We start from the raw sequence: 26,512 nt of genomic DNA, 5'->3' as shown, positions 1-26,512 counted from the left end.
GTCGCGCCAACCTTGCTCAAGCATCGGCGGTACCTGCGGCCGGTTGCTCGCGGGTTTGTTCGCGCAGGGTATGGTTGGCGGCGCTCTTGAGATTGGGCAGCAGGCGGCAGATCAGCGCCAGCTGGGTGCACACCAGCCGGTAGCCGTCGTCGTTGTCCTCGGCCGCGGCCTCCAGCTCATCGGCCAGGCTGGTCTCCTCCTCGGCGGTCGGCGGCAGACTGCGGCGTTCCGCCACCGCCGCCGCGATGGATTCCATACCCTCGGCGATGCGGGTCACGGCGCGCTCCACCAGGGCGTCGTGCTCGGCCGCCTCCAGCTGGCGGCGATGGGCGCCCAGGGCCGACAAATAGCCCAGCAGGGTGTTGGACAGCGCCAGATAGCGAAAGCCCGCTTCCAGGTTACGGCGGAAGTGCCCGGGATCGCGCAGCATGTTGGCCAGCGCGGCCGACAGCGTCGCATCGGCGTTGTGGGCGTTGCGCCGCGCCACCCGGTAGTCGAGATCGTCACGCTTGCCGGTGCGGTACTGCTCGTGCAGTCGGCGCAGATAGAGCGCATTGGTACGCAGGGTATTGGCCATCACCTGGTGCAGCCGCCGCCCCTGCCAGTCCGGCAGGACGAAGAACACCGCCAGTACCGCGATCAGGCAGCCCAGCAGGGTATCCAGCAGCCGCGGCCAGATCAGCATGAAACCGTTGCCCACCTGGTTGAAGCAGAACAGCACCATGAGGGTGATGGCCGCGGTGGCGACGGTGTAGCGATCCGTTCGGGTGATAAAGAACACCAGGCCGCCCACCAGCGCCAGCAAGAGCTGGATCTCCGGCTGCCCGAACAGCTCCAGCAGGGCGCTGCCCAGCAACAGCCCGATCACCGTACCCACGATCCGCTGCACCAGCCGCACCCGGGTCGCTCCATACTGCGGCCGGCAGACGAACACCGTGGTCAAGAGGATCCAGTAGCCGTTCACCGGGTGGATCAGGTGCAGCACGCCATAGCCGGCCATCAGCGCCAGCGCCATGCGCAGGCCATGGCGGAACAGCAGCGAAGTCGGGGTCAGCTGCAGGCGGATACGCTGGAACACCTCGCGCAGGGAGCGTGCCGCCGGATCCAGCAGGCTGGTATCCAGATCCGCCGCCCCCGAGTCGCTGTTGCCCGCCTCGGAGAATTGCCGCTCCAGGGTCGAAAGGTTGTGCCCGAGCAGGTCCAGGGAGCGCAGCAGGCCCCGCCAGCGCGGATTCTGCTGCTGCTTGAGATACTCCAGCGAGGCCTGCAGATCGGTCAGTCCCTGCTGACTCTGCTGGCCGTATTCGAAAGGCTGTCCGAGCCGGATCGCCTCGCCCATGTTGAGGCAGGCCGTGGCCTGCAACTTGAGCAGGCGCTGGCAGCGAAAGAGGATGTCGCTGTGAAAGAAGGCCTCGGTCAGGGCACTGTAGGGATAGTGCGAAGAGCTGGCGCGCTCGTGGATGTCCTGTGCCATGAAATACAGGCGGAAATAGCGCCCCGAACGCGCACCGGGCCGTCCCGAGCGGCCGAAGCGATTGAGGATGGTCGCCTTGGCCTGGTTCAGCGCCTGCACCACCTTGCCGTTCTGCTGGGCCAGCAGCACCCGACGCCGGTGCAGGTCCACCCCGCGCACCGGCTCGAGCATCTCGGCCTTGAGCCTGAGCAGGGTCCCCAGTTCGCCATAGAGGGCGGACAGATTCTGTCGCACCGGCTGGTGGGCGAAGAGCGCGCACCAGAGCACCGAGAGCAGGCCGTACCACAATGCCCCGGCCAGCAGGTGTGCCGGCTCGTACCATAGCGGCACCTGGGCGCCGAGGCGCTGATCCACCCCGATCATGGCATAGATCGACAGGATCACCGTGGCCTGGGCCACCGAGGCGTAGCGCTCGCCGATGGCGCCCAGCATCGTCAGGCTGAAGGTGGCCAGGCCCAGGCCCACCACGAAGATCCAGGGATAGGGAAACAGCAGCTCGACCGCGAAGGCCGCCACGGTAAAGCACAGCAGCGTCACCGCCAGCGACTTGAGTCGCCCCAGCCAGCTGTCGTCGGTTTCCGCCAGGGCGCTGGCGATGATGCCGAGGAATACCGGCGACAGCGCGCGCAGATCGCCCAGCGACCAGCAGACCGCCATGGCGCCGCTCAGGGCGACAAAGACGCGAACGCCATAGCTGGCCTTTTCGTGCGCCCAGAGCTGGCGCAAAGACACTCCAAACACAGTCATGACGGGAGAGCGAGCCTCGTGTTTTCGCGCTTGATGCGAACCTTAGCACTGCGACGTCGCAAGCGGCGTCCGAGACAGCCTTTCCCGCACTTTTTTCGCGGACGAAAAAAAGCCCGGCGGCTGCCGGGCTCTTTTCTACCCCTGGATCAGGCCACTTCGCTGGGATCTATCCCCAGGCCCTTGGCCACGCCCACGCCATAGGCGGGATCGGCCTTGAGGAAGTGACCGATCTGCCGCAGCTGCACCTCGCGGGTCACCGTACCCAGGGCGCCGACGATGTTGCCGATCAGCAGCGCCTGCTGGTCGGCATTCATCAGGCGGAACAGCGCTCCGGCCTGGCTGAAGTAGTCCGCGTCCACCCGGTGATCGTAGCGATCGGCCGGACCGGCGAAATTCAGCGCCGGCTCGCGATACTGGGGCGCCTGCTTGGGCGTGTGGCCATAGCTGTTCGGCTCGTAGTTCGGCTGCGAACCGCCATTGCCATCGAATCTCATGGCCCCGTCACGCTGGTTGTTGGCGTAGGGGCAACGGGGTGCGTTGACCGGCAGTTGCTGATAGTTGGTGCCCACCCGGTAGCGCTGGGCGTCGGCATAGGCGAATACCCTGCCCTGCAGCATGCGATCGGGCGACAGCCCCACGCCCGGCACCACGTTGCTCGGCGCAAAGGAGGCCTGCTCCACCTCGGCGAAGTAGTTCTGCGGATTACGGTTGAGCTCCAGCACCCCCACCTCCTGCAGCGGATAGTCCTGCTGCGACCAGACCTTGGTCACGTCGAAGGGATTCTCGGCACGGCTAGCTGCTTCCTGTTCGCTCATCACCTGGATGCACAGCGTCCAGCGCGGGAATTCGCCGCGCTCGATGGCCTGGAACAGGTCGCGCTGGCTGTAGTCCGGATCGGTACCGGCCAGGCGTGCCGCGTCGGCCGGTGCCAGGTTCTTGATCCCCTGCTGGCTCTTGAAGTGAAACTTCACGAAGTGCCGCTCGCCCTGGGCGTTGATCAGGCTGAAGGTATGGCTGCCGAAGCCATGCATGAAGCGATAGCCGTCCGGAATGCCGCGATCGGAGAACAGGATGGTGACCTGATGCAGCGATTCGGGCGACAGCGACCAGAAATCCCACATCATCTGCGGACTCTTCAGGTTGCTCCAGGGATCGCGCTTCTGGGTATGGATGAAGTCGGGGAATTTCAACGGATCGCGGATGAAGAACACCGGGGTGTTGTTGCCGACGATGTCCCAGTTGCCTTCTTCGGTATAGAACTTCACGGCGAAACCGCGGGGATCGCGCTCGGTATCCGCCGAGCCGCGCTCACCGCCCACGGTGGAAAAGCGCAGCAGGGTCTCGGTCCGCTTGCCGACCTCGGCGAACAGCCTGGCGCTGCTGAGGTGCGTGATGTCCCGGGTGACGGTAAAGGTGCCATAGGCCGCGGAGCCCTTGGCATGCACGCGTCGCTCGGGAATGACTTCACGGTTGAAATGCGCCAGCTTCTCGATCAGATGGAAGTCGTCGAGCATCAGCGGACCGCGCGGACCGGCGGTGCGGGAATTCTGGTTGTCGGCCACCGGAATGCCGCTGGCGGTGGTTAGGATCTTGGTATCAGTCACAGGTATCTCCCTCTAAAAGCGTTGGCTGATCGCTTGAGAGAAGTATCGCCAGGGCAATACTTTAGGACTAATTTATTGATCCTAGCATCCTGATAGAAAAATCTGCGATCAGAAGTCGGATGCGAAGGGCCTGGTCTTCACCAAACGCCGGGCATGAAAAAGCCGGGCAAGAGCCCGGCTTTTTCTAGAACGCAGCTACTTATTCAGCAGCCTGTTCCACGGTACCGCCGACCGGACGGTCGATCAGCTCGACATACGCCATGGGCGCATTGTCGCCAGCGCGGAAGCCGCACTTCAGGATACGCAGGTAGCCACCCGGACGGTTGGCGTAGCGCTTGCCCAGGTCGTTGAACAGCTTGCCAACGGCAGCTTTCGAACGGGTACGGTCGAAAGCCAGACGACGGTTGGCGACGCTGTCTTCCTTGGCCAGGGTGATCAGCGGCTCGGCAACGCGGCGCAGTTCCTTGGCTTTCGGCAGGGTAGTTTTGATCAGCTCGTGCTCGAACAGCGACACAGCCATGTTCTGGAACATGGCCTTGCGGTGTGCGCTCGTGCGGCTCAGATGACGACCACTTTTACGATGACGCATGATTGAAATTCCTTCCCAAACTATCGTTCGGTGAACAATGACGATCAGGCAGTAGCCTTGTCGTCCTTCTTAAGGCTTGCAGGGGGCCAGTTGTCCAGGCGCATACCGAGCGACAGACCACGGGAGGCCAGGACGTCCTTGATTTCGGTCAGGGACTTCTTGCCCAGGTTCGGGGTCTTGAGCAGCTCCACTTCGGTACGCTGAATCAGGTCACCGATGTAGTAGATGTTCTCCGCCTTGAGGCAGTTGGCCGAACGAACGGTCAGTTCCAGATCGTCCACCGGACGCAGCAGGATCGGATCGATCTCGTCTTCCTGCTCGACCACGACCGGCTCGCTGTCGCCCTTGAGGTCGACAAACGCTGCCAGCTGCTGCTGCAGGATGGTGGCGGCACGACGGATGGCTTCTTCCGGATCCAGGGTACCGTTGGTTTCCAGGTCAAGCACGAGCTTGTCCAGGTTGGTACGCTGTTCGACCCGGGCGTTTTCCACCACATAGGCCACGCGACGAACCGGGCTGAACGAAGCATCGAGCTGCAGACGACCGATTGCGCGGGTTTCGTCTTCTTCGCTCTGACGCGCGTCGGCGGGCTCATAGCCACGACCGCGGGCGATTTTCAGCTTCATGTTCAGCGAACCGTTGTCCGCCAGGTGGGCGATGACGTGCTCACCGTTGACGATCTCGACGTCGTGATCGACCTGAATGTCAGAGGCCAGAACCGGCCCCTGACCTTTCTTGCTCAGGCTCAGGGTGACTTCGTCACGGCCGTGCAACTTGATGGCCAGACCCTTGAGATTGAGCAGGATCTCGATCACGTCTTCCTGCACGCCTTCGATGGCGCTGTACTCGTGCAGGACACCGTCGATCTCTGCTTCGACTACCGCGCAGCCAGGCATGGAGGACAACAGGATACGCCGCAGCGCGTTGCCCAAGGTATGGCCGAAACCACGCTCGAGAGGCTCGAGGGTGATCTTGGCACGGGTCTGACTAACCGCCTGCACATCGATATGGCGGGGGGTCAGGAACTCATTTACCGAACTCTGCATGGATGCACCTACTTTCTAGCCCTTACTTGGAGTAGAGCTCGACAATCAGGTTTTCGTTGATGTCGGCGGAGAGATCACCACGGGCCGGCACGCTCTTGAAGGTGCCTTCCTTTTTCTCGGTGCTCACTTCGACCCACTCAACACGGCCACGCTGGCCGCACAGCTCGAGAGCTTGAGCGATACGCAGCTGGTTCTTGGCCTTCTCGCGGACCGCGACGACGTCGCCGACCTTGACCTGATAGGAGGGAATGTTGACGGTCTGACCGTTGACGGTGATCGACTTGTGGGAGACCAGCTGGCGCGATTCAGCGCGAGTGGCACCAAAGCCCATGCGATACACCACGTTGTCCAGACGGCACTCGAGCAGTTGCAGCAGGTTTTCACCGGTAGCGCCCTTGCGACGGGCAGCTTCCTGGTAGTAACCGGCGAACTGACGCTCGAGGACACCGTACATGCGGCGGACTTTCTGCTTTTCACGCAGCTGCAGACCGTAGTCGGACAGACGACCGCGACGCTGACCATGCTGGCCAGGAACGGTTTCCAGCTTGCACTTCGAGTCGAGGGCACGAGCGCCGCTCTTCAGGAAGAGGTCAGTGCCTTCGCGGCGGGACAGTTTGCACTTGGGACCAATGTAACGAGCCATTTCTCACTGTCTCCTATTACACGCGACGCTTCTTCGGCGGACGGCACCCGTTATGCGGGATGGGCGTCACGTCGGTGATGCTGGCGATCTTGTAACCACAGGCATTCAGGGCGCGAACAGCGGACTCGCGGCCGGGGCCGGGACCTTTGACGTTCACGTCCAGATTCTTCAGACCATATTCCAGAGCGGCTTGGCCGGCACGTTCGGCTGCAATCTGGGCAGCGAACGGGGTGCTCTTACGGGAGCCACGGAAGCCGGAGCCACCGGAGGTCGCCCAGGACAAAGCATTGCCCTGACGATCGGTGATGGTCACGATGGTGTTGTTGAAAGACGCATGGATGTGGGCGATGCCATCAACCACTGTCTTTTTGACTTTCTTACGAGGACGAGCAGCAGGTTTTGCCATGACTAGATTCCTGTCGATTCGCGGATGCGATTACTTGCGGATCGGCTTGCGCGGGCCCTTACGGGTACGGGCATTGGTCTTGGTGCGCTGACCACGGACCGGCAGACCACGGCGGTGACGCAGACCGCGGTAGCAACCCAGATCCATCAGGCGCTTGATGTTCATGTTGATTTCGCGGCGCAGGTCACCCTCGGTGAGGATTTTGGCGACCTCGTTACGCAGCTGATCGACCTGCTCGTCGCTCAGTTCTTTGATCTTGGCGGTCGGCTCGATGCCGGTGGCCGCGCAGATCTTCTGAGAGGTGGTGCGACCGACACCATAGATGTAGGTCAGCGAGATAACAGTGTGCTTGTTATCTGGAATGTTGACGCCTGCAATACGGGCCATTCAGAAAAACTCCAATTGACAGCTACCGACGCCCCGGAAGCCAAGAAAAGGGCGCGCGATATTAACGCTGTAGGAACAAATGATCAACCCGGCAGCACACTAGCTGCCGGGTTAGACGCGTGATTCACACTCAGCCTTGGCGCTGCTTGTGACGCGGTTCAGCGCTGCAGATCACGCGCACGACGCCTTCGCGGCGAATGATCTTGCAGTTACGGCACAGCTTCTTGACCGATGCACGAACTTTCATGACAACTCCTCTAACCTTACGGGTAACGGATCAGCGCATCATGCCGCTGCCGTAGCCCTTCAGGTTGGCTTTCTTCATCAGGGACTCGTATTGATGAGATACGAGATGGGATTGGACCTGGGACATGAAGTCCATGACCACTACCACCACGATCAGCAACGAGGTCCCGCCGAGATAGAACGGCACGTTCGCCGCGACCACCAGGAACTGGGGCAACAAGCACACCGCCGTCATGTACAGGGCACCGAACATGGTCAGTCGGGTCAGCACGCCATCGATATAGCGCGCGGACTGCTCACCAGGACGAATACCCGGGATGAACGCCCCGGATTTCTTCAGGTTCTCTGCCACGTCCTTGGGGTTGAACATCAGTGCCGTATAGAAGAAGCAGAAGAAGATGATCCCTGCACTAAACAGCAAGATGTTCAGCGGCTGACCGGGCGCGATGGCCTGAGCCACGTCCTGCAACCAACCGAGACCTTCGGACTGACCGAACCACGAACCGAGCGATGCCGGAAACAGCAGGATGCTGCTGGCGAAGATCGCCGGGATGACCCCGGCCATGTTCACCTTGAGCGGCAGATGGCTGTTCTGCGCAGCGAAGACCTTGCGACCCTGCTGACGCTTGGCGTAGTGCACGGCGATACGACGCTGCCCACGCTCGATGAACACCACGAAGGCGATGATGGCGACCGCCACCACACCGACCATGATCAGCGCGAAGATGTTGATATCGCCCTGCCGTGCCGACTCGAAGGACTGACCGATGGCGCGAGGCAAGCCCGCGACGATACCGGCGAAGATCAGCATCGAGATGCCATTGCCGATACCGCGCTCGGTGATCTGCTCACCCAGCCACATCATGAACAGTGCGCCGGCGACGAAGGTGGTGACAGCTACGAAGTAGAAGCTGAAGCCCACACTGAACGCCACGCCCTGACTGGCAAGTCCAACCGACATCCCGGTGGCCTGAACGAGCGCCAGAACCAGTGTGCCGTAACGGGTGTACTGGCTGATCTTGCGACGACCAGACTCACCCTCTTTCTTCAATTGCTCCAGCTGTGGGCTGATCGCGGTAAGCAGCTGCATGATGATCGATGCCGAGATGTACGGCATGATCCCCAGTGCAAAGATGCTCATCCGCTCCAGCGCACCGCCAGAGAACATGTTGAAGAGGCTAAGAATGGTCCCCTCGTTCTGCCTGAACAGTGCGGCCAGCTGATCGGGATTGATACCCGGAACAGGGATGTGCGCACCGATCCTGTAGACGATGATCGCCAGGAACAGGAATCGGAGGCGGGTCCACAGCTCGGACATACCACCGGTCTTGCTGAGCGCAGAGAGAGCACCTTGCTTAGCCATTTATTCCTCGATCTTGCCGCCAGCTGCTTCGATGGCTGCACGTGCACCCTTGGTGGCACCAATGCCCTTCAGGGTGACGGCACGAGTGACGTCGCCGGACAGCACAACCTTGACACGCTTGATGTCGCGGCTGATCACGTTGGCGTCTTTCAGCGCCTGCAGATCGACGACATCGACATCAACCTTGGCCAGCTCGGAGGTACGAACCTCGGCGCGGTCCAGGGCCTTCAGCGAAACGAAGCCGAACTTGGGCAGACGACGGTGCAGCGGCTGCTGGCCGCCCTCGAAGCCGGGGGCAACCTTGCCACCGGAACGGGAGGTCAGACCCTTGTGGCCGCGGCCACCGGTCTTGCCCAGGCCGCTACCGATACCACGACCGGGACGCAGCTTCTCGCGGCGAGCGCCGGGAGCGGAACGCAGATCATTCAATTTCATGACTTAACCCTCCACACGCAGAAGGTAATAGGCCTTGTTGATCATGCCGCGATTCTCAGGGGTGTCCTGAACTTCGACGGTGTGACCAATGCGACGCAGGCCGAGACCCTTGACGCAAGCCTTGTGATTGGCCAGACGGCCATGGACGCTCTTGATCAGCGTGACCTTGACGGTTGCGTTAGCCATGATCAGAGAATCTCCTCGACGCTCTTGCCACGCTTGGCGGCAACAGCTTCCGGCGCCTGCATGTGCTTGAGACCTTCGAAGGTCGCGTACACCACGTTTACCGGGTTGGTGGAGCCGTAGCACTTGGCCAGGACGTTCTGCACACCGGCGACTTCCAGCACGGCGCGCATGGCACCGCCGGCGATGATGCCGGTACCGTCGGAAGCGGGCTGCATGTACACCTTGGAGGCGCCATGGGCGGCCTTGACCGGGTACTGCAGGGTGGTGCCGTTCAGATCCACCTGGATCATGTTGCGGCGAGCAGCTTCCATAGCCTTCTGGATGGCAGCAGGCACTTCACGCGCCTTGCCACGGCCGAAGCCAACGCGGCCTTTGCCATCGCCAACCACGGTCAGAGCGGTGAAGGCGAAGATACGGCCGCCTTTCACGGTTTTGGCTACGCGGTTAACTTGAACCAGCTTCTCGATGTAGCCTTCGTCGCGCTTTTGATCGTTATTTGCCATGACTTAGAACTCCAGCCCGCCTTCACGAGCAGCGTCGGCCAGCGCTTTGACGCGACCATGGTACTTGAAGCCAGAACGATCAAAGGCCACCTGGGTAACGCCAGCGGCCTTGGCACGCTCGGCGACCAGCAGACCAACTTTCTTGGCCGCCTCGACGTTGCTGGTAGCGCTTTCGCGCAGTTCTTTGTCCAGCGTAGAAGCGCTGGCCAGGACCTTGCTGCCGTCGGCCGCGATGACCTGGGCATAGATGTGCTGGGAAGAGCGGTACACGCACAGACGCACCACTTCCAGCTCGCGCATCTTCAGGCGAGCCTTGCGAGCGCGACGCAGTCGGGTTTCTTTCTTGACGGTCATTTGCTATGCCCTACTTTTTCTTGGCTTCTTTACGGTGGACGACTTCGTCGGCATACCGTACGCCCTTGCCCTTGTAAGGCTCCGGCGGACGGAAACCACGAATCTCAGCCGCAACCTGGCCGACCAGCTGCTTGTCGATACCCTTGATCAGGATTTCGGTCTGGTTGGGGGTTTCTGCGGTGATGCCTTGCGGCAGGTCGTAGTCCACGGGGTGAGAGAAGCCCAGAGCGAGGTTCAGCACCTGACCTTTGGCTTGGGCCTTGTAGCCCACACCGACCAGTTGCAGCTTGCGCTCGAAGCCCTGGCTGACGCCGACCACCATGTTGTTGACCAGGGCACGGGTAGTGCCGGCCATCGCACGGGTCTGCTGATCGCCATTGCGAGCAGCGAAACGCAGCTCACCGGACTCTTGAGTGACTTCAACGGACGGATGGACCTTCAGCTCCAGAGCGCCCTTGGCACCCTTGATCGAAAGGGCCTGACCGGCCAGATTAACTTCGACGCCTGCAGGCAGTCTTACAGGGTTTTTAGCAACGCGAGACATGCTGATTCCCCTTAGAAGACTGTGCAGAGCACTTCGCCGCCAACACCAGCAGCACGGGCTGCGCGATCAGTCATCACACCTTTGTTGGTGGAAACGATCGACACGCCCAGACCGCCACGCACTTTCGGCAGCTGGTCAACGGCTTTGTACTGGCGCAGACCGGGACGGCTGCTACGCTTCAGCTCTTCGATGACAGGCTTGCCTTCGAAGTACTTCAGCTCGATGGACAGCGACGGCTTGGATTCCGCGCTGACCTGAAAATCCGCGATGTAACCTTCGTCCTTGAGGACTTTGGCGACGGCAGCCTTCAGCTTGGAAGAAGGCATGCTCACAACGGCCTTTTCAGCCATCTGGGCATTACGGATACGAGTTAGCATGTCTGCTAACGGGTCCTGCATACTCATGGGCTATTAGCTCCTAATACAGAAATTGAGCCTACCGGCTCTCAAAATCACCCCTCGGCAATAGGCCGATTCGGGCGAGCCGAGCATTCTAGAGATCGGCCTGAAACGAATCAAGCCCCAAAAGGGGCTTGATTCAGTTACCGCGATGAAAGGCGCTAGCTGTTACCAGCTGGCCTTCACCAGGCCGGGCACGTCACCGCGCATGGCTGCTTCACGCAGCTTGATGCGGGACAGACCGAACTTGCGGTACACGCCATGCGGACGACCGGTCAGGCGGCAGCGGTTACGCATGCGGCTGGCGCTGGCGTCACGGGGCTGCTTCTGCAGGGCGACCTGGGCATTCCAACGCTCCTCGGGAGAGGCGTTGACGTTACCGATGGTCGCCTTCAGCTCGGCGCGCTTCTTGGCGTACTTGGCAACCGTTTGCTGACGCTTCAGCTCACGGTTAATCATGCTTTGCTTAGCCATTTGAAGACCTCAATCAGTTACGGAACGGGAAGTTGAACGCGCGCAGCAGCGCACGGCCTTCCTCGTCGGTACGAGCGGTGGTGGTCAGGGTGATGTCCATACCACGCAGCGCATCGATCTTGTCGTAATCGATTTCCGGGAAGATGATCTGCTCTTTCACGCCCATGCTGTAGTTGCCACGACCATCGAAGGACTTGGCATTCAGGCCGCGGAAGTCACGCACGCGCGGCAGGGAGATGGACAGCAGACGATCCAGGAATTCATACATGCGATCGCTACGCAGGGTCACCTTGACGCCAATCGGCCAGCCTTCGCGGATCTTGAAGCCAGCAATGGAATTGCGGGCATAAGTCACGACCGGCTTTTGACCAGCGATCTTTTCCAGGTCAGCTACAGCGTTGTCGATGATCTTCTTGTCACCGACTGCTTCGCCCAGACCCATGTTCAAGGTGATCTTGGTGATGCGCGGAACTTCCATCACGTTACCCAGCTGAAGCTGCTCTTTCAGCTTGGGCGCGATTTCCTTCCGATAAATCTCTTTCAATCGAGCCATGGTGATCTACCTAGCAGCTTCAGGCCTGGACCGCTTTTTGGGTCGACTTGAAGATACGAATCTTCTTGCCGTCTTCGACTTTGAAACCAACGCGGTCAGCCTTGTTGGTCTCGGAGTTGAAAATGGCAACGTTGGAGACATGCAGAGGGGCTTCTTTCTCTACGATGCCACCCTGAACGCCCAGCATGGGGTTGGGCTTGGTGTGGCGCTTGACCAGGTTGACCCCGCCAACGACCAGACGGTCATCGGCGAGCACCTTCAGCACCTTGCCACGCTTGCCCTTGTCCTTGCCGGCAATGACGATTACCTCGTCGTCACGACGAATCTTTTGCATGTCGGCTACTCCTTACAGCACTTCGGGGGCAAGGGAGACGATCTTCATGAACTTCTCGGAGCGAAGTTCACGGGTCACCGGCCCAAAGATACGGGTGCCAATCGGCTCTTGCTTGTTGTTCAGCAGAACCGCGGCGTTGCCGTCGAAGCGGATGATGGAACCGTCGGTGCGGCGGACGCCGTGCTTGGTACGCACGACGACAGCAGTCATCACCTGACCTTTCTTCACCTTGCCGCGCGGAATTGCTTCCTTGACGGTGACTTTGATGATGTCGCCGATGCCGGCGTAGCGGCGGTGGGAACCGCCGAGCACCTTGATGCACATCACGCGACGAGCGCCGCTGTTGTCGGCGACGTCAAGCATGGATTGAGTCTGGATCATGGCTCTCTACCCTTATACCTGAACGGCGCGCTCGACGACGTCAACCAGGGTCCACGCCTTGGTCTTGGCCAGCGGGCGGGTTTCGCGAATGGTGACCAGGTCACCAATGCGGCACTGATTGGTTTCGTCGTGAGCGTGCAGCTTGGTGGAACGCTTCACGTATTTGCCGTAGATCGGGTGCTTTACGCGACGCTCGATCAGTACGGTCACGGTTTTGTCCATCTTGTCGCTGACCACTCGGCCGGTCAGCGTACGGACAGTTTTTTCAGCTTCAGCCATGATCACTTACCTGCTTGCTGGTTCAGCACAGTCTTGACGCGAGCGATGTCGCGCTTCACTTGCGAGAGCATGTGAGACTGACCCAACTGGCCAGTTGCCTTCTGCATACGCAGATTGAACTGGTCACGCAGCAGGTTGAGAAGCTGCTCGTTCAGCTCCTCTACGGATTTCTCACGCAAATCTTTCGCTTTCATCACATCACCGTCCGCTTAACAAAGGAGGTTTCGACGGGAAGCTTGGCAGCGGCCAGGGCGAATGCCTGACGAGCCAGATCCTCGGAAACACCCTCGATCTCGTACAGGACCTTGCCCGGCTGGATCTGGGCTACCCAGTACTCGACACTACCCTTACCTTTACCCATCCGCACTTCGAGAGGCTTCTTGGTGACAGGCTTGTCAGGGAAGACGCGGATCCAGATCTTGCCGCCACGCTTCACGTGACGGGTCAGCGCACGACGTGCGGATTCGATCTGGCGAGCGGTCAGACGGCCACGGCCGACAGCCTTCAGCGCGTACTCGCCGAAGCTGACCTTGCTACCGCGATGAGCCAGACCACGGTTGTGGCCGGTCATCTGCTTGCGGAATTTTGTACGCTTGGGTTGCAGCATGTTGCGTACTCCTTACTTAGCAGCAGCTTTTTTGCGCGGAGCCGGGGCGACGGGCTTGAGCTCTTCCTGGCGGCCACCAATGACCTCACCCTTGAAGATCCAGACCTTCACACCGATCACACCGTAGGTGGTGTGAGCTTCCGCAGTGGCGTAGTCGATATCGGCACGCAGGGTGTGCAGGGGCACACGACCTTCGCGATACCACTCGGTACGGGCGATTTCAGCACCGCCCAGACGACCGCTCACTTGAATCTTGATGCCTTTGGCACCAATGCGGATCGCGTTCTGCACGGCGCGCTTCATGGCGCGACGGAACATCACACGACGCTCAAGCTGCTGCGCAACGCTCTGCGCAACCAGGGCACCGTCGAGCTCCGGCTTGCGGATCTCTTCGATGTTGATGTGCACGGGCACACCCATTCTTGCGGTCAGGTCCTGACGCAGCTTCTCGACATCCTCACCTTTCTTGCCGATCACGATACCGGGACGGGCGGTGTGGATGGTGATGCGTGCGGTTTGAGCCGGGCGATGAATATCGATACGGCTTACGGACGCGCTTTTTAGTTTGTCCTGGAGGTACTCACGAACCTTCAGGTCGGCCAGCAGATAGTCCGCATAAGTGCGCTTATCCGCGTACCAGACCGAAGTGTGCTCCTTGACGATACCCAGGCGAATGCCATTGGGATGTACTTTCTGACCCATCTGATCGACTCCGTTACTTGTCCGCAACCTTGACCGTGATATGGCAAGACCGCTTCACGATGCGATCAGCACGACCTTTGGCACGCGGCATGATGCGCTTGAGCGAACGACCTTCGTTTACGAAGACGGTGGAGACCTTCAGGTCGTCCACGTCGGCGCCTTCATTGTGCTCGGCGTTGGCAACAGCCGACTCCAGCACCTTCTTCATGATTTCAGCGGCTTTCTTGCTGCTGAAAGTCAACAGGTTGAGCGCTTCGCCCACCTTCTTCCCGCGAATCTGGTCGGCGACCAAGCGGGCTTTCTGGGCGGAGATACGAGCGCCCGACAGCTTAGCGGCTACTTCCATCTTCCTTACCCCTTAACGCTTGGCTTTCTTGTCAGCCGCATGACCGCGATAGGTGCGGGTAGCAGCGAACTCGCCGAGTTTGTGGCCGACCATGTCTTCGTTCACCAGAACGGGGACATGTTGACGACCGTTGTGCACAGCGATGGTCAGGCCGACCATCTGCGGCAGGATCATCGAACGACGCGACCAGGTCTTGATCGGCTTGCGTTCGTTTTTTTCCACCGCGACTTCGATCTTCTTCAACAGGTGAAGATCGATAAAAGGACCTTTCTTCAGAGAACGGGGCACAGTCGAATCCTCTACTGATTACTTGCCGCGACGGACAATCATCTTGTCGGTACGCTTGTTGGAGCGCGTCTTGAGACCCTTGGTCTTGACGCCCCACGGCGAAACCGGATGACGGCCACCGGAAGTACGACCTTCACCACCACCGTGCGGGTGATCGACCGGGTTCATGGCAACACCACGAACAGTCGGACGCACGCCACGCCAGCGGGTGGCACCGGCCTTACCCAGCGAACGCAGGCTGTGCTCACCGTTGGACACTTCGCCCAGGGTGGCACGGCACTCGGACAGCACCTTGCGCATTTCACCGCTGCGCAGACGCACGGTGACGTAGGCGCCTTCGCGGGCGACCAGCTGAGCGGAGGTACCCGCGGAACGAGCGATCTGAGCGCCTTTGCCAGGCTTCAGCTCGATACCGTGGATGGTGCTACCGACCGGCACGTTACGCAGCGGCAGGTTGTTGCCGGCCTTGATGGGCGCGCCAGCGCCGGACAGCAGCTGGTCACCGGCAGCAACGCCCTTGGGGGCGATGATGTAGCGACGCTCGCCATCGGCGTACTTCAGCAGAGCGATGTGTGCAGTACGGTTCGGATCGTATTCGATACGCTCAACGACGGCAGGGATGCCATCCTTGTTGCGACGGAAATCGACCAGACGATAGTGCTGCTTGTGACCACCGCCGATGTGGCGAGTGGTGATACGACCATTGTTGTTACGGCCGCCGGACTTGCTCTTCTTCTCCAGCAAAGGAGCGTAGGGCGCGCCTTTGTGCAGATCAGAGTTGACCACCTTGACCACAAAGCGGCGGCCAGCGGAGGTCGGCTTGCATTTTACGATTGCCATGATGCCCCCTGATTACTCGGCGCTGCTGGAAAAGTCGAGATCCTGGCCCGGCTGGAGCGCGATGTACGCTTTTTTCCAGTCGTTACGCTTGCCCAGACCACGAGCGGTGCGCTTGGTCTTGCCCTGGACGTTCAGGGTGCTGACGCTGCGAACCTTGACCTCGAACAGCTGCTCGACGGCCTTCTTGATTTCCAGCTTGGTTGCATCGGTGGCAACCTTGAATACGAACTGCTTCTGGCTGTCCGCCAGCATGGTGGCCTTCTCGGAGATGTGCGGGCCAAGCAGCACTTTGAATACGCGTTCCTGGTTCATGCCAGCAGCTCCTCGAATTTCTTCACGGCGGACACAGTGACCAGCACCTTGTCGTAGGCGATCAGGCTGACCGGGTCGGAACCCTGGACATCACGCACGTCGACGAAAGGCAGGTTGCGGGCGGCCAGATACAGATTCTGGTCGACAGCGTCGGTCACGATCAGCACGTCGCTCAGGCCCAGGCCGTCCAGCTTGCTGACCAGGGTCTTGGTCTTGGGCGCGTCGACGGCGAAGTCGTCAACCACGACCAGACGATCCAGACGGACCAGCTCGGCGAGGATGGAGCGCAGTGCAGCGCGGTACATCTTCTTGTTCAGCTTCTGGCTGTGATCCTGGGGCTTGGCTGCGAAAGCCACGCCACCGGAACGCCAGATGGGGCTGCGGATGGTACCGGCACGGGCACGACCGCTGCCCTTCTGACGCCAGGGCTTCTTGCCGCCGCCGCTGACTTCGGAACGGGTCTTCTGGGCACGGGTGCCCTGACGACCGCCCGCCATGTAGGCAACGACTGCCTGGTGAACCAGGGTCTCGTTGAATTCACCGCCGAAGGTGTGCTCGGAGACTTCGATAGCTTGAGAGCCATTCACATTGAGTTGCATGTTCTCTCTCCTCTCAACCACGGGCCTTGACAGCGGGACGCACGATCACGTCACCACCCGGCGCGCCGGGGACGGCACCCTTGACCAGCAGCAGGTTGCGCTCGGCGTCTACACGCACGACTTCCAGCGACTGAACGGTTACACGCTCCGCACCCAGGTGACCGGACATTTTCTTGCCCTTGAACACTCGACCAGGAGTCTGGCACTGGCCGATGGAACCAGGTGCACGGTGGGAAACGGAGTTACCGTGGGTGTTGTCCTGACCACGGAAGTTCCAGCGCTTGATGGTACCGGCGTAGCCCTTACCTTTGGACTGACCAGTGACATCAACCATCTGACCGGCTTCGAACAGGGCTACGGTGACTTCGTCGCCAGCCTTGTACTCACCGTCTTCCAGGCGGAATTCGAGGACGCTACGACCAGCAGCAACGCTGGCCTTGGCGAAGTGACCGGCTTGCGCCTTGGTCACGCGGGAAGCACGACGCTCGCCCACGGTTACCTGAATGGCACGGTAGCCATCGGTTTCTTCGCTTTTGAATTGGGTTACGCGATTCGGCTCGATCTCAATGACCGTAACCGGAACGGAAACGCCTTCTTCGGTGAAAACGCGGGTCATACCGCATTTACGACCGACTAAACCAATCGTCATGTTGAGAACCTCTTGAGTGTACGGGGCTTTCACCCGCTATGGCCGCCCATTTCAGAGCGTTACACGACTGAAACCTTGACGGTCTCAGCCGAGGCTGATTTGCACTTCAACGCCAGCGGCGAGATCGAGCTTCATCAGCGCATCGACGGTCTTGTCGGTGGGCTGAACGATGTCGAGCACACGCTTGTGGGTACGAATTTCGTACTGGTCACGAGCGTCCTTGTTGACGTGCGGAGAAATCAGCACTGTGTAACGTTCCTTGCGGGTTGGCAGAGGAATCGGACCACGCACCTGAGCACCAGTACGTTTCGCGGTTTCCACGATTTCCTGGGTAGATTGATCGATCAGGCGATGATCAAAAGCCTTCAACCGAATACGGATTTGTTGATTTTGCATTTGACCTCAGACTCCAAGCTTTCCCCTCGGGCAAAAAGGTGCCCGATTAAAGGAGGCGCAATTCTAAGGATGTCGCTGACAGCTGTCAAGAACGCCTCTTTTGCCATCTGTCAATTTCATGAGGCAAGAAAAAAGGCCCCGAAGGGCCTTTTTTCGTTTCAGATCAATCGATTACTCGATGATCTTGGCAACCACGCCGGCGCCGACGGTACGACCGCCTTCACGGATGGCGAAACGCAGACCATCTTCCATCGCGATCGGAGCGATCAGGGTGACAACCATCTTGATGTTGTCGCCCGGCATCACCATCTCGACGCCTTCCGGCAGTTCGCAGTTACCGGTCACGTCGGTGGTGCGGAAGTAGAACTGCGGACGGTAGCCCTTGAAGAACGGGGTGTGACGACCACCTTCTTCCTTGGACAGCACGTACACTTCGCACTCGAACTTGGTGTGCGGCTTGATGGTGTTCGGCTTGGCCAGAACCTGGCCACGCTCCACGTCTTCACGCTTGGTGCCACGCAGCAGCACGCCGACGTTCTCGCCAGCACGGCCTTCGTCCAGCAGCTTGCGGAACATTTCAACACCGGTGCAGGTGGTCTTGACGGTGGCCTTGATGCCCACGATCTCGACTTCTTCCTGGACCTTGACGATGCCACGCTCGACACGACCGGTTACCACGGTGCCGCGACCGGAGATCGAGAACACGTCTTCGATCGGCATCAGGAACGGCTTGTCGATGGCACGCTCGGGCTCGGGGATGTAGGAGTCCAGGGTCTCGACCAGCTTGCGCACGGCGGAAACGCCCATCTCGTTGTCATCCTGACCGTTCAGAGCCATCAGCGCGGAGCCGATAACGATCGGAGTGTCGTCGCCCGGGAAGTCGTAGGTGTTCAGCAGATCGCGAACTTCCATTTCGACCAGTTCCAGCAGCTCGGCGTCGTCAACCATGTCGGCCTTGTTCAGGAACACGACGATGTAGGGAACGCCTACCTGACGGGACAGCAGGATGTGCTCGCGGGTCTGCGGCATGGGGCCGTCAGCAGCCGAGCAAACCAGGATCGCGCCGTCCATCTGGGCAGCACCGGTGATCATGTTCTTCACGTAGTCGGCGTGGCCGGGGCAGTCGACGTGCGCGTAGTGACGGATCGCCGAGTCGTACTCAACGTGGGAGGTGTTGATGGTGATACCGCGAGCCTTTTCTTCCGGCGCGTTATCGATCTGGTCGAAACCACGAGCGGAACCGCCCCAGGTGTCGGCACAGACTTTGGTCAGCGCTGCGGTCAGAGTGGTCTTGCCATGGTCAACGTGACCGATGGTGCCCACGTTCAGGTGCGGTTTGTTACGTTCGAATTTTTCTTTAGCCACGAGATAAAACCTCTAGTCAAAGCGCTGATTAAGCTTGTTTCTTGATGATGGCTTCGGCGATGTTCGACGGAGCTTCGGCGTACTTGGAGAACTCCATGGAGTAGCTTGCGCGACCCTGAGACATGGAGCGGACATCCGTAGCGTAGCCAAACATCTCGCCCAGCGGAACCTCGGCACGGATGACCTTGCCGGTCACGGTGTCTTCCATACCCTGGATCAGGCCACGACGACGGTTCAAGTCGCCCATGACGTCGCCCATGTAGTCTTCCGGGGTCACGACCTCGACCTTCATGATCGGCTCGAGCAGCACGGCACCACCCTTCTGGGTGAGCTGCTTGGTCGCCATGGAGGCAGCGATCTTGAACGCCATCTCGTTGGAGTCGACGTCGTGGTAGGAACCGTCGAACACAGCGGCCTTCAGGCCAAGCAGCGGATAGCCGGCAACGATACCGTTCTTCATCTGCTCTTCGATGCCCTTCTGGATCGCCGGGATGTATTCCTTCGGAATCACACCACCCACGACTTCGCTGACGAACTCCAGACCTTCCTGACCTTCGTCGGCCGGTGCGAAGCGAATCCAGCAGTGACCGAACTGGCCACGACCACCCGACTGACGAACGAACTTGCCTTCGATCTCGCAGGTGTTGCGGATGGTTTCGCGGTAGGCGACCTGAGGCTTACCGATGTTCGCTTCCACGCCGAATTCGCGCTTCATGCGGTCCACCAGGATGTCCAGGTGCAGCTCACCCATGCCGGAGATGATGGTCTGACCGGACTCTTCGTCGGTCTTGACGCGGAACGAGGGGTCTTCCTGGGCCAGCTTGCCCAGTGCGATGCCCATCTTTTCCTGGTCGGCCTTGGTCTTCGGCTCGACGGCGACCGAGATCACCGGCTCCGGGAAGTCCATGCGCTCGAGGATGATCGGCTTTTCGATCGAGCACAGGGTGTCACCGGTGGTGACGTCCTTCATGCCGATCAGTGCGGCGATGTCGCCAGCGCGAACTTCCTTGATCTCTTCACGGGTGTTGGCGTGCATCTGCACCATACGGCCGACGCGCTCCTTCTTGCCCTTCACCGAGTTGATGACGGAGTCACCGGAGCTCAGTACACCCGAGTAGACGCGGGCGAAGGTCAGGGTACCCACGAAGGGGTCGGTAGCGATCTTGAACGCCAGAGCCGAGAAGGGCTCGTTGTCGTCTGCATGACGCTCGTCGGTGATTTCCTCGTTGTCCGGGTTGGTACCCTTGATCGCGGGAATCTCGATGGGCGCCGGCAGGAAGTCGATCACGGCGTCCAGAACCAGGGGCACGCCCTTGTTCTTGAAGGACGAACCGCAGACGGCCGGGACGATTTCGCAGGCGATGGTACGCTGACGCAGGCCGGCCTTGATCTCGTCGATCGACAGCTCGCCCTCTTCCAGGTACTTGTTCATCAGCTCTTCGTTGGCTTCGGCAGCAGCCTCGACCATGTTGGAGCGCCACTGCTCGGCATCGGCCAGCATGCCCGCAGGAATCTCTTCCTCGCGATAGGTCATGCCCTGGTCGTCATCGTTCCAGAAGATGGCCTTCATCTTCAGCAGGTCGATCTGGCCCTGGAAGTTCTCTTCCGCGCCAATGGCCAGCTGAACCGGGACCGGAGTGTGGCCCAGGCGCTTCTTGATCTGCTCGACGACGCGCAGGAAGTTGGCGCCGGCACGGTCCATCTTGTTGACGTAGACGATGCGCGGTACGCCGTACTTGTTGGCCTGACGCCATACGGTTTCGGACTGAGGCTCGACACCGGAGGTGCCGCAGAATACCACGACCGCACCGTCCAGCACGCGCAGGGAACGCTCCACCTCAATGGTGAAGTCCACGTGGCCGGGGGTATCGATGATGTTTACGCGGTACTTGTCGTACTGCTTGGTCGAACCGGACCAGAACGCGGTGGTGGCAGCGGAGGTGATGGTGATACCACGCTCCTGCTCCTGCACCATCCAGTCCATGGTCGCAGCGCCGTCGTGAACCTCACCCATTTTGTGGTTCACGCCGGTGTAGAACAGAATCCGCTCGGTAGTAGTCGTCTTACCTGCGTCCACGTGGGCGCAGATACCGATGTTCCGATAGCGGTTAATAGCGGTTGTACGAGCCATAAGGTCCTCGCTTGATTGGAAGCGCTAGGCTTAGAAGCGGTAGTGCGAGAAGGCCTTGTTGGCTTCTGCCATGCGATGCACGTCTTCGCGCTTCTTGACTGCGGCACCCTTGCCTTCAAAAGCGTCCATGAGTTCACCCGCCAGGCGCAGAGCCATGGACTTCTCACCACGCTTGCGCGCGGAGTCCACCAGCCAGCGCATGGCCAGGGCATTACGACGGGAAGGACGAACCTCAACCGGCACCTGGTAGGTAGCACCGCCGACACGGCGGGACTTCACTTCGACCAGCGGAGCGATGGCGTCGAGCGCTTTTTCGAAAACTTCCAGGGGTTCGGCATTCTTGGAACGCTCTTTGACCTTGTCCAGAGCACCATAAACGATACGCTCGGCAACGGCTTTCTTGCCGCTCTCCATCACGTGGTTCATGAACTTGGCCAGGATCTGGCTTCCGTATTTCGGATCGTCAAGTATTTCGCGCTTGGCCGCTACACGACGTCTTGGCATTGATAAGCCCTCAAAACGGTCTTCAGGTTAGCTCGGGACTCGTTGCCCGACCTTACTCTTATCGACTCGAACAAAAAGAAAGGTGGTTACTTCGGACGCTTGGTGCCGTACTTGGAACGGCCCTGCTTGCGGTCCTTCACACCGGTGGTGTCCAGCGAGCCGCGCACGGTGTGATAACGCACACCCGGCAGATCCTTGACCCGGCCACCGCGGATCAGCACGACGCTGTGTTCCTGCAGGTTGTGACCTTCACCGCCGATGTAGGAGGTGACTTCGAAGCCGTTGGTCAGACGCACACGGCAGACCTTCCGCAGTGCGGAGTTGGGCTTCTTGGGAGTGGTGGTGTACACGCGGGTGCACACGCCACGACGTTGCGGGCAGTTTTGCAGCGCAGGTACGTCGGATTTCTCGACGATACGCTTGCGTGCACTACGCACCAGCTGGTTGATAGTTGCCATCTATAGCTCCACTGATTGTCTTGCGACATAAACGAAATAGCAGAACGTCAGTCCTGCCCATTTTCGGGGAACGAAAGTCTAAAGAGCTTCGGCGCCCCAGTCAAGACAAAGCCCCCGGACGCCTGGGGCGCCGGGGGCTTTGTCAAGCGAGACCTGCTACCGAACTCAGCTGGCGCTGGAGTTCAGCGCTTCGGTCAGGGCGGCTTCGGCCTCGCTGGCGCTCACGCGCTGCGGCTTGCCGAGTTCGCGCTGGCGCTTGCGCTCGCTGTGGTAGGCCAGACCGGTACCGGCCGGGATCAGACGACCCACCACCACGTTTTCCTTCAGGCCGCGCAGGAAGTCGCGCTTGCCGGTCACGGCGGCCTCGGTCAGGACACGGGTGGTCTCCTGGAAGGAAGCGGCCGAGATGAAGGACTCGGTGGACAGCGAAGCCTTGGTGATACCCAGCAGCACGCGCTCGTACTTGGCGACGAAGCGATCATTGCCGACCAGCTGCTCGTTCTCTTCCAGGACGTGGGTCAGTTCGACCTGATCGCCCTTGATGAAGCTCGAGTCGCCGGTGTCGCTCACCTCGACCTTGCGCAGCATCTGCCGCAGGATGGTCTCGATGTGCTTGTCGTTGATCTTCACGCCCTGCAGGCGGTACACGTCCTGGATCTCGTTGACGATGTACTTGGCCAGCGCGCTGACACCCAGCAGACGCAGGATGTCGTGCGGGTTGCTCGGACCGTCGGAGATGACTTCGCCGCGGCTTACCTGCTCGCCTTCGAAGACGTTCAGGTGGCGCCACTTCGGAATCAGCTCCTCGTAGGGATCGGTGCCATCGGTCGGGGTGATGACCAGACGACGCTTGCCCTTGGTTTCCTTGCCGAAGGAGATGGTACCGCTGATCTCCGCCAGGATTGCCGGCTCCTTGGGACGACGCGCTTCGAAGAGGTCGGCCACGCGGGGCAGACCACCGGTGATGTCGCGGGTCTTGGAGGTTTCCTGGGGGATACGGGCGATAACGTCACCCACATGCACCTTGGCACCGTCGCTCAGGTTGACCAGCGCGTTCGGCGGCAGGAAGTACTGGGCCGGTACGTCGGTACCCGGCAGCAGCAGGTCCTTGCCGTTGGCGTCGATCAGCTTGACCGCCGGACGGATGTCCTTGCCGGAAGTCGGGCGATCCTTGGCGTCGAGCACCTCGATGTTGGTCAGACCGGTCAGTTCGTCGGTCTGGCGCTTGATGGTGATGCCCTCCTCCATGCCGACGAAGGCCACGGTACCGTCCATCTCGGTGACGATGGGGTGGGTGTGCGGGTCCCACTTGGCGACGATGGCGCCAGCGTCGACCTTGTCGCCTTCCTTGACCGAAATCACCGCACCGTAGGGCAGCTTGTAGCGCTCGCGCTCACGACCGAAGTCGTCGGCGATCGCCAGTTCACCGGAACGGGACACGGCAACCAGGGCACCGTCGGCACGTTCGACGTGCTTCAGGTTGTGCAGGCGGATGGCACCGCCGTTCTTGACCTGGACGCTGTCGGCCGCGGAAGTCCGGCTGGCCGCACCACCGATGTGGAAGGTACGCATGGTCAGCTGGGTACCCGGCTCACCGATGGACTGGGCGGCGATGACGCCGACCGCTTCACCGATGTTGACCTGGTGACCACGGGCCAGATCGCGACCGTAGCACTTGGCGCAGATGCCATGACGGGTTTCGCAGGTGATCGGCGAACGCACCACGACTTCGTCGACGCTGTTGAGTTCGAGGAACTCGACCCAGCGCTCGTCGACCAGGGTGCCGGCCGGCACGATGATCTCTTCGGTACCCGGCTTGGGCACGTCGCGGGCGATGACCCGACCCAGAACGCGCTCACCCAGGGGCTCGACCACGTCGCCGCCTTCGATGTGCGGGGTCATGATCAGGCCGCGCTCGGTACCGCAGTCGACCTCGGTCACCACCAGATCCTGGGCCACGTCGACGAGACGACGGGTCAGGTAACCGGAGTTCGCGGTCTTCAGAGCGGTATCCGCCAGACCCTTACGGGCACCGTGGGTGGAGATGAAGTACTGGAGTACGTTCAGGCCTTCACGGAAGTTGGCGGTGATGGGCGTCTCGATGATGGAGCCGTCCGGCTTGGCCATCAGGCCACGCATGCCGGCGAGCTGACGAATCTGGGCCGCGGAACCCCGGGCGCCGGAATCGGCCATCATGTACATGGAGTTGAAGGACTCCTGGTCGACTTCCTTGCCCTCGCGATCGATGACCTTCTCTTTCGAGAGGTTGGTCATCATCGCCTTGGACACTTCGTCGTTGGCCTTCGACCAGAGGTCGATCACCTTGTTGTACTTCTCGCCCTGGGTCACCAGGCCGGAAGCGTACTGGCTCTCGATCTCCTTCACCTCGGCGGTGGCGGCATCAATGATGCGGGCCTTCTCGTCCGGGATGACGAAGTCGTTGACGCCGATGGAGACGCCGGACAGGGTCGAATAGGCGAAACCGGTGTACATCAGCTGGTCGGCGAAGATGACGGTGTCCTTCAGACCCACCACGCGGTAGCAGTGGTTGATCAGCTTGGAGATGGCCTTCTTCTTCATCGACTGGTTGACCACGTCGTACGGCAGACCGGCGGGCACGACCTGGAACAGCAGCGCGCGGCCGACGGTGGTGTCGACGATGCGGGTGTTCTTGGTCAGGCTGCCGTCCTTGTGACGGATGGTCTCGTTGATGCGCACCTTGACCTTGGCGTGCAGCGCGGCTTCGCCGGCACGGAAGACGCGATCGACTTCCTGCAGGTCGGCGAACACGCGGCCTTCGCCCTTGGCGTTGATGGCTTCACGGGTCATGTAGTACAGACCCAGAACCACGTCCTGCGACGGCACGATGATCGGCTCGCCGTTGGCGGGCGACAGGATGTTGTTGGTCGACATCATCAGGGCGCGCGCTTCCAGCTGGGCTTCCAGCGTCAGCGGCACGTGCACGGCCATCTGGTCACCGTCGAAGTCGGCGTTGTACGCGGCGCAGACCAGCGGGTGCAGCTGGATCGCCTTGCCTTCGATGAGGACCGGCTCGAACGCCTGGATGCCCAGACGGTGCAGGGTCGGGGCGCGGTTGAGCAGCACGGGGTGTTCGCGGATGACTTCGGCGAGAACGTCCCAGACCTCGGGCAGTTCGCGCTCGACCATCTTCTTGGCGGCCTTGATGGTGGTCGCCATGCCACGGGCTTCCAGCTTGCCGAAGATGAACGGCTTGAACAGCTCCAGGGCCATCTTCTTGGGCAGACCGCACTGGTGCAGACGCAGGGTCGGGCCCACGGTGATCACGGAACGACCCGAGTAGTCGACGCGCTTGCCCAGCAGGTTCTGACGGAAACGACCCTGCTTGCCCTTGATCATGTCGGCCAGGGACTTCAGCGGGCGCTTGTTGGAACCGGTGATGGCACGACCGCGACGGCCGTTGTCCAGCAGGGCGTCAACGGCTTCCTGCAGCATGCGCTTCTCGTTGCGCACGATGATGTCGGGCGCGGCGAGGTCGAGCAGCCGCTTGAGGCGGTTGTTCCGGTTGATGACGCGACGATAGAGATCGTTCAGGTCGGAGGTCGCGAAGCGGCCGCCATCGAGCGGCACCAGCGGACGCAGGTCCGGCGGCAGCACGGGCAGCACGGTCATGACCATCCACTCCGGCTTGTTGCCGGAGCCCTGGAAGGCTTCCATCAGCTTCAGGCGCTTGGACAGCTTCTTGATCTTCGTCTCGGAGTTGGTCTGCGGAATCTCTTCGCGCAGGCGGCCGATCTCGTGCTCCAGATCAATGGCGCCGAGCAGTTGGAACACGGCTTCCGCACCCATGCGGGCATCGAAGTCGTCGCCGAACTCTTCCAGGGCCTCGAAGTACTGTTCGTCGTTGAGCAGCTGGTACTTCTCGAGGGTGGTCATGCCCGGGTCGATCACCACGTAGCTCTCGAAGTAGAGCACGCGCTCGATGTCACGCAGGGTCATGTCCAGCAGCAGGCCGATACGGGACGGCAGCGACTTCAGGAACCAGATGTGGGCGACGGGCGAAGCCAGCTCGATGTGGCCCATGCGCTCGCGGCGCACCTTGGCCAGGGCGACTTCCACGCCGCACTTCTCGCAGATCACGCCGCGGTGCTTGAGGCGCTTGTACTTTCCACACAGGCACTCGTAGTCCTTGACCGGGCCAAAGATCTTGGCGCAGAACAGACCATCGCGCTCGGGCTTGAAGGTACGGTAGTTGATGGTCTCCGGCTTCTTCACTTCACCGAACGACCAGGAACGAATCATCTCGGGCGAGGCCAGACCGATACGGATGGCATCGAACTCTTCGAGTTGACCCTGGTTTTTCAACAGATTGAGCAAGTCTTTCAAGGCC

At 60.7% G+C, this 26,512-nt stretch carries 35 protein-coding genes; all 35 read right to left on the bottom strand.

Annotation, left to right across the window (positions count from 1 at the left end; all coding sequences use genetic code 11):
• Nucleotides 1-16: 16 nt before the first annotated feature.
• The 35 genes from yccS to rpoC all read right to left on the bottom strand — a co-directional run bounded on the left by yccS (nucleotide 17) and on the right by rpoC (nucleotide 26,508).
• Nucleotides 17-2,221 carry a YccS family putative transporter gene (gene yccS, locus ACZ5R1_RS02275; RefSeq protein ID WP_027599180.1) on the bottom strand — a complete coding sequence of 735 codons (2,205 nt, stop codon included), beginning with the start codon at nucleotides 2,219-2,221 and terminating at the stop codon, nucleotides 17-19.
• Between the two features lie 146 nt (nucleotides 2,222-2,367).
• Nucleotides 2,368-3,825 (bottom strand): catalase, encoded by a 1,458-nt coding sequence (locus ACZ5R1_RS02270; protein WP_042137282.1) that lies wholly within the window; start codon nucleotides 3,823-3,825, stop codon nucleotides 2,368-2,370.
• Between the two features lie 199 nt (nucleotides 3,826-4,024).
• The gene (gene rplQ / locus ACZ5R1_RS02265) at nucleotides 4,025-4,414 is read right to left on the bottom strand and encodes a 50S ribosomal protein L17 (RefSeq protein ID WP_007161227.1); all 390 of its coding nucleotides are present in this window, start codon (nucleotides 4,412-4,414) and stop codon (nucleotides 4,025-4,027) included.
• Nucleotides 4,415-4,458: 44 nt separating this feature from the next.
• Nucleotides 4,459-5,460, bottom strand: coding sequence for a DNA-directed RNA polymerase subunit alpha (locus ACZ5R1_RS02260; protein ID WP_027599182.1), 1,002 nt, complete (start codon nucleotides 5,458-5,460; stop codon nucleotides 4,459-4,461).
• 22 nt (nucleotides 5,461-5,482) lie between these two features.
• Nucleotides 5,483-6,103, bottom strand: a complete 621-nt coding sequence (gene rpsD / locus ACZ5R1_RS02255) for a 30S ribosomal protein S4 (protein WP_007161229.1) — start codon at nucleotides 6,101-6,103, stop codon at nucleotides 5,483-5,485.
• 16 nt (nucleotides 6,104-6,119) lie between these two features.
• Nucleotides 6,120-6,509, bottom strand: a complete 390-nt coding sequence (rpsK, locus tag ACZ5R1_RS02250; RefSeq protein WP_003281811.1) for a 30S ribosomal protein S11 — start codon at nucleotides 6,507-6,509, stop codon at nucleotides 6,120-6,122.
• 30 nt (nucleotides 6,510-6,539) lie between these two features.
• A complete protein-coding gene (gene rpsM / locus ACZ5R1_RS02245; RefSeq protein ID WP_007161230.1) occupies nucleotides 6,540-6,896 on the bottom strand; it encodes a 30S ribosomal protein S13 in 357 nt (118 codons plus the stop codon).
• A 130-nt stretch (nucleotides 6,897-7,026) separates the two neighbouring features.
• Complete coding sequence (gene rpmJ, locus ACZ5R1_RS02240; RefSeq protein WP_002555468.1) at nucleotides 7,027-7,143, bottom strand: 50S ribosomal protein L36; 117 nt, start codon at nucleotides 7,141-7,143, stop codon at nucleotides 7,027-7,029.
• Nucleotides 7,144-7,173: 30 nt separating this feature from the next.
• Nucleotides 7,174-8,505, bottom strand: a complete 1,332-nt coding sequence (gene secY, locus ACZ5R1_RS02235; protein WP_027599183.1) for a preprotein translocase subunit SecY — start codon at nucleotides 8,503-8,505, stop codon at nucleotides 7,174-7,176.
• Entirely contained in the window at nucleotides 8,506-8,940 is a 435-nt protein-coding gene (gene rplO, locus ACZ5R1_RS02230; protein WP_007161232.1) for a 50S ribosomal protein L15, read from the bottom strand. It lies immediately after the preceding gene.
• Nucleotides 8,941-8,943: 3 nt separating this feature from the next.
• Nucleotides 8,944-9,126, bottom strand: a complete 183-nt coding sequence (rpmD, locus tag ACZ5R1_RS02225; protein WP_007161233.1) for a 50S ribosomal protein L30 — start codon at nucleotides 9,124-9,126, stop codon at nucleotides 8,944-8,946.
• A 2-nt stretch (nucleotides 9,127-9,128) separates the two neighbouring features.
• The gene (rpsE, locus tag ACZ5R1_RS02220; RefSeq protein ID WP_007161234.1) at nucleotides 9,129-9,629 is read right to left on the bottom strand and encodes a 30S ribosomal protein S5; all 501 of its coding nucleotides are present in this window, start codon (nucleotides 9,627-9,629) and stop codon (nucleotides 9,129-9,131) included.
• 3 nt (nucleotides 9,630-9,632) lie between these two features.
• Nucleotides 9,633-9,983, bottom strand: coding sequence for a 50S ribosomal protein L18 (gene rplR / locus ACZ5R1_RS02215; protein ID WP_007161235.1), 351 nt, complete (start codon nucleotides 9,981-9,983; stop codon nucleotides 9,633-9,635).
• Nucleotides 9,984-9,993: 10 nt separating this feature from the next.
• Nucleotides 9,994-10,527 carry a 50S ribosomal protein L6 gene (gene rplF, locus ACZ5R1_RS02210; protein ID WP_017640286.1) on the bottom strand — a complete coding sequence of 178 codons (534 nt, stop codon included), beginning with the start codon at nucleotides 10,525-10,527 and terminating at the stop codon, nucleotides 9,994-9,996.
• 11 nt (nucleotides 10,528-10,538) lie between these two features.
• On the bottom strand, nucleotides 10,539-10,931 hold the full coding sequence (gene rpsH, locus ACZ5R1_RS02205) for a 30S ribosomal protein S8 (RefSeq protein ID WP_017640285.1): 393 nt from the start codon (nucleotides 10,929-10,931) through the stop codon (nucleotides 10,539-10,541).
• 162 nt (nucleotides 10,932-11,093) lie between these two features.
• Nucleotides 11,094-11,399 carry a 30S ribosomal protein S14 gene (gene rpsN / locus ACZ5R1_RS02200; RefSeq protein ID WP_007161238.1) on the bottom strand — a complete coding sequence of 102 codons (306 nt, stop codon included), beginning with the start codon at nucleotides 11,397-11,399 and terminating at the stop codon, nucleotides 11,094-11,096.
• A gap of 13 nt (nucleotides 11,400-11,412) precedes the next feature.
• Nucleotides 11,413-11,952: a 50S ribosomal protein L5 gene (gene rplE / locus ACZ5R1_RS02195; RefSeq protein ID WP_007161239.1), complete on the bottom strand. Its 540-nt coding sequence runs from the start codon at nucleotides 11,950-11,952 to the stop codon at nucleotides 11,413-11,415.
• 19 nt (nucleotides 11,953-11,971) lie between these two features.
• Entirely contained in the window at nucleotides 11,972-12,286 is a 315-nt protein-coding gene (rplX, locus tag ACZ5R1_RS02190; RefSeq protein ID WP_007161240.1) for a 50S ribosomal protein L24, read from the bottom strand.
• Between the two features lie 12 nt (nucleotides 12,287-12,298).
• Nucleotides 12,299-12,667 carry a 50S ribosomal protein L14 gene (gene rplN, locus ACZ5R1_RS02185; RefSeq protein ID WP_007161241.1) on the bottom strand — a complete coding sequence of 123 codons (369 nt, stop codon included), beginning with the start codon at nucleotides 12,665-12,667 and terminating at the stop codon, nucleotides 12,299-12,301.
• A 12-nt stretch (nucleotides 12,668-12,679) separates the two neighbouring features.
• Nucleotides 12,680-12,946: a 30S ribosomal protein S17 gene (rpsQ, locus tag ACZ5R1_RS02180; protein ID WP_007161242.1), complete on the bottom strand. Its 267-nt coding sequence runs from the start codon at nucleotides 12,944-12,946 to the stop codon at nucleotides 12,680-12,682.
• 2 nt (nucleotides 12,947-12,948) lie between these two features.
• A complete protein-coding gene (rpmC, locus tag ACZ5R1_RS02175) occupies nucleotides 12,949-13,140 on the bottom strand; it encodes a 50S ribosomal protein L29 (RefSeq protein ID WP_007161243.1) in 192 nt (63 codons plus the stop codon).
• A complete protein-coding gene (rplP, locus tag ACZ5R1_RS02170) occupies nucleotides 13,140-13,553 on the bottom strand; it encodes a 50S ribosomal protein L16 (RefSeq protein WP_007161244.1) in 414 nt (137 codons plus the stop codon). The genes rpmC and rplP overlap by 1 nt, the downstream gene beginning before the upstream one ends.
• Nucleotides 13,554-13,565: 12 nt before the next feature.
• On the bottom strand, nucleotides 13,566-14,255 hold the full coding sequence (gene rpsC, locus ACZ5R1_RS02165; protein WP_007161245.1) for a 30S ribosomal protein S3: 690 nt from the start codon (nucleotides 14,253-14,255) through the stop codon (nucleotides 13,566-13,568).
• Nucleotides 14,256-14,268: 13 nt separating this feature from the next.
• Nucleotides 14,269-14,601 carry a 50S ribosomal protein L22 gene (gene rplV / locus ACZ5R1_RS02160; protein ID WP_007161246.1) on the bottom strand — a complete coding sequence of 111 codons (333 nt, stop codon included), beginning with the start codon at nucleotides 14,599-14,601 and terminating at the stop codon, nucleotides 14,269-14,271.
• 12 nt (nucleotides 14,602-14,613) lie between these two features.
• On the bottom strand, nucleotides 14,614-14,889 hold the full coding sequence (gene rpsS / locus ACZ5R1_RS02155) for a 30S ribosomal protein S19 (protein WP_007161247.1): 276 nt from the start codon (nucleotides 14,887-14,889) through the stop codon (nucleotides 14,614-14,616).
• Nucleotides 14,890-14,907: 18 nt separating this feature from the next.
• Nucleotides 14,908-15,729, bottom strand: a complete 822-nt coding sequence (gene rplB, locus ACZ5R1_RS02150; RefSeq protein WP_007161248.1) for a 50S ribosomal protein L2 — start codon at nucleotides 15,727-15,729, stop codon at nucleotides 14,908-14,910.
• 12 nt (nucleotides 15,730-15,741) lie between these two features.
• Nucleotides 15,742-16,041 (bottom strand): 50S ribosomal protein L23, encoded by a 300-nt coding sequence (gene rplW / locus ACZ5R1_RS02145; RefSeq protein WP_007161249.1) that lies wholly within the window; start codon nucleotides 16,039-16,041, stop codon nucleotides 15,742-15,744.
• The gene (gene rplD / locus ACZ5R1_RS02140; protein ID WP_007161250.1) at nucleotides 16,038-16,640 is read right to left on the bottom strand and encodes a 50S ribosomal protein L4; all 603 of its coding nucleotides are present in this window, start codon (nucleotides 16,638-16,640) and stop codon (nucleotides 16,038-16,040) included. Before rplD ends, rplW begins: the two co-directional genes overlap by 4 nt.
• A gap of 13 nt (nucleotides 16,641-16,653) precedes the next feature.
• Complete coding sequence (gene rplC / locus ACZ5R1_RS02135; protein WP_007161251.1) at nucleotides 16,654-17,289, bottom strand: 50S ribosomal protein L3; 636 nt, start codon at nucleotides 17,287-17,289, stop codon at nucleotides 16,654-16,656.
• A gap of 84 nt (nucleotides 17,290-17,373) precedes the next feature.
• Nucleotides 17,374-17,685, bottom strand: a complete 312-nt coding sequence (gene rpsJ, locus ACZ5R1_RS02130; RefSeq protein ID WP_003243886.1) for a 30S ribosomal protein S10 — start codon at nucleotides 17,683-17,685, stop codon at nucleotides 17,374-17,376.
• 171 nt (nucleotides 17,686-17,856) lie between these two features.
• A complete protein-coding gene (gene tuf / locus ACZ5R1_RS02125; RefSeq protein ID WP_027603089.1) occupies nucleotides 17,857-19,050 on the bottom strand; it encodes an elongation factor Tu in 1,194 nt (397 codons plus the stop codon).
• A gap of 28 nt (nucleotides 19,051-19,078) precedes the next feature.
• Nucleotides 19,079-21,181 carry an elongation factor G gene (fusA, locus tag ACZ5R1_RS02120; RefSeq protein ID WP_027599186.1) on the bottom strand — a complete coding sequence of 701 codons (2,103 nt, stop codon included), beginning with the start codon at nucleotides 21,179-21,181 and terminating at the stop codon, nucleotides 19,079-19,081.
• Between the two features lie 30 nt (nucleotides 21,182-21,211).
• Nucleotides 21,212-21,685, bottom strand: a complete 474-nt coding sequence (rpsG, locus tag ACZ5R1_RS02115) for a 30S ribosomal protein S7 (protein ID WP_007163088.1) — start codon at nucleotides 21,683-21,685, stop codon at nucleotides 21,212-21,214.
• Nucleotides 21,686-21,771: 86 nt separating this feature from the next.
• Nucleotides 21,772-22,143, bottom strand: a complete 372-nt coding sequence (gene rpsL, locus ACZ5R1_RS02110) for a 30S ribosomal protein S12 (protein ID WP_007163089.1) — start codon at nucleotides 22,141-22,143, stop codon at nucleotides 21,772-21,774.
• Nucleotides 22,144-22,308: 165 nt separating this feature from the next.
• Nucleotides 22,309-26,508, bottom strand: a complete 4,200-nt coding sequence (gene rpoC / locus ACZ5R1_RS02105) for a DNA-directed RNA polymerase subunit beta' (RefSeq protein ID WP_017641871.1) — start codon at nucleotides 26,506-26,508, stop codon at nucleotides 22,309-22,311.
• Nucleotides 26,509-26,512: the final 4 nt, after the last annotated feature.

The sequence above is a fragment of the Pseudomonas sp. Pso3 genome (genome assembly GCF_055393275.1).
This window is presented reverse-complemented; position numbering and strand designations above follow the sequence as displayed.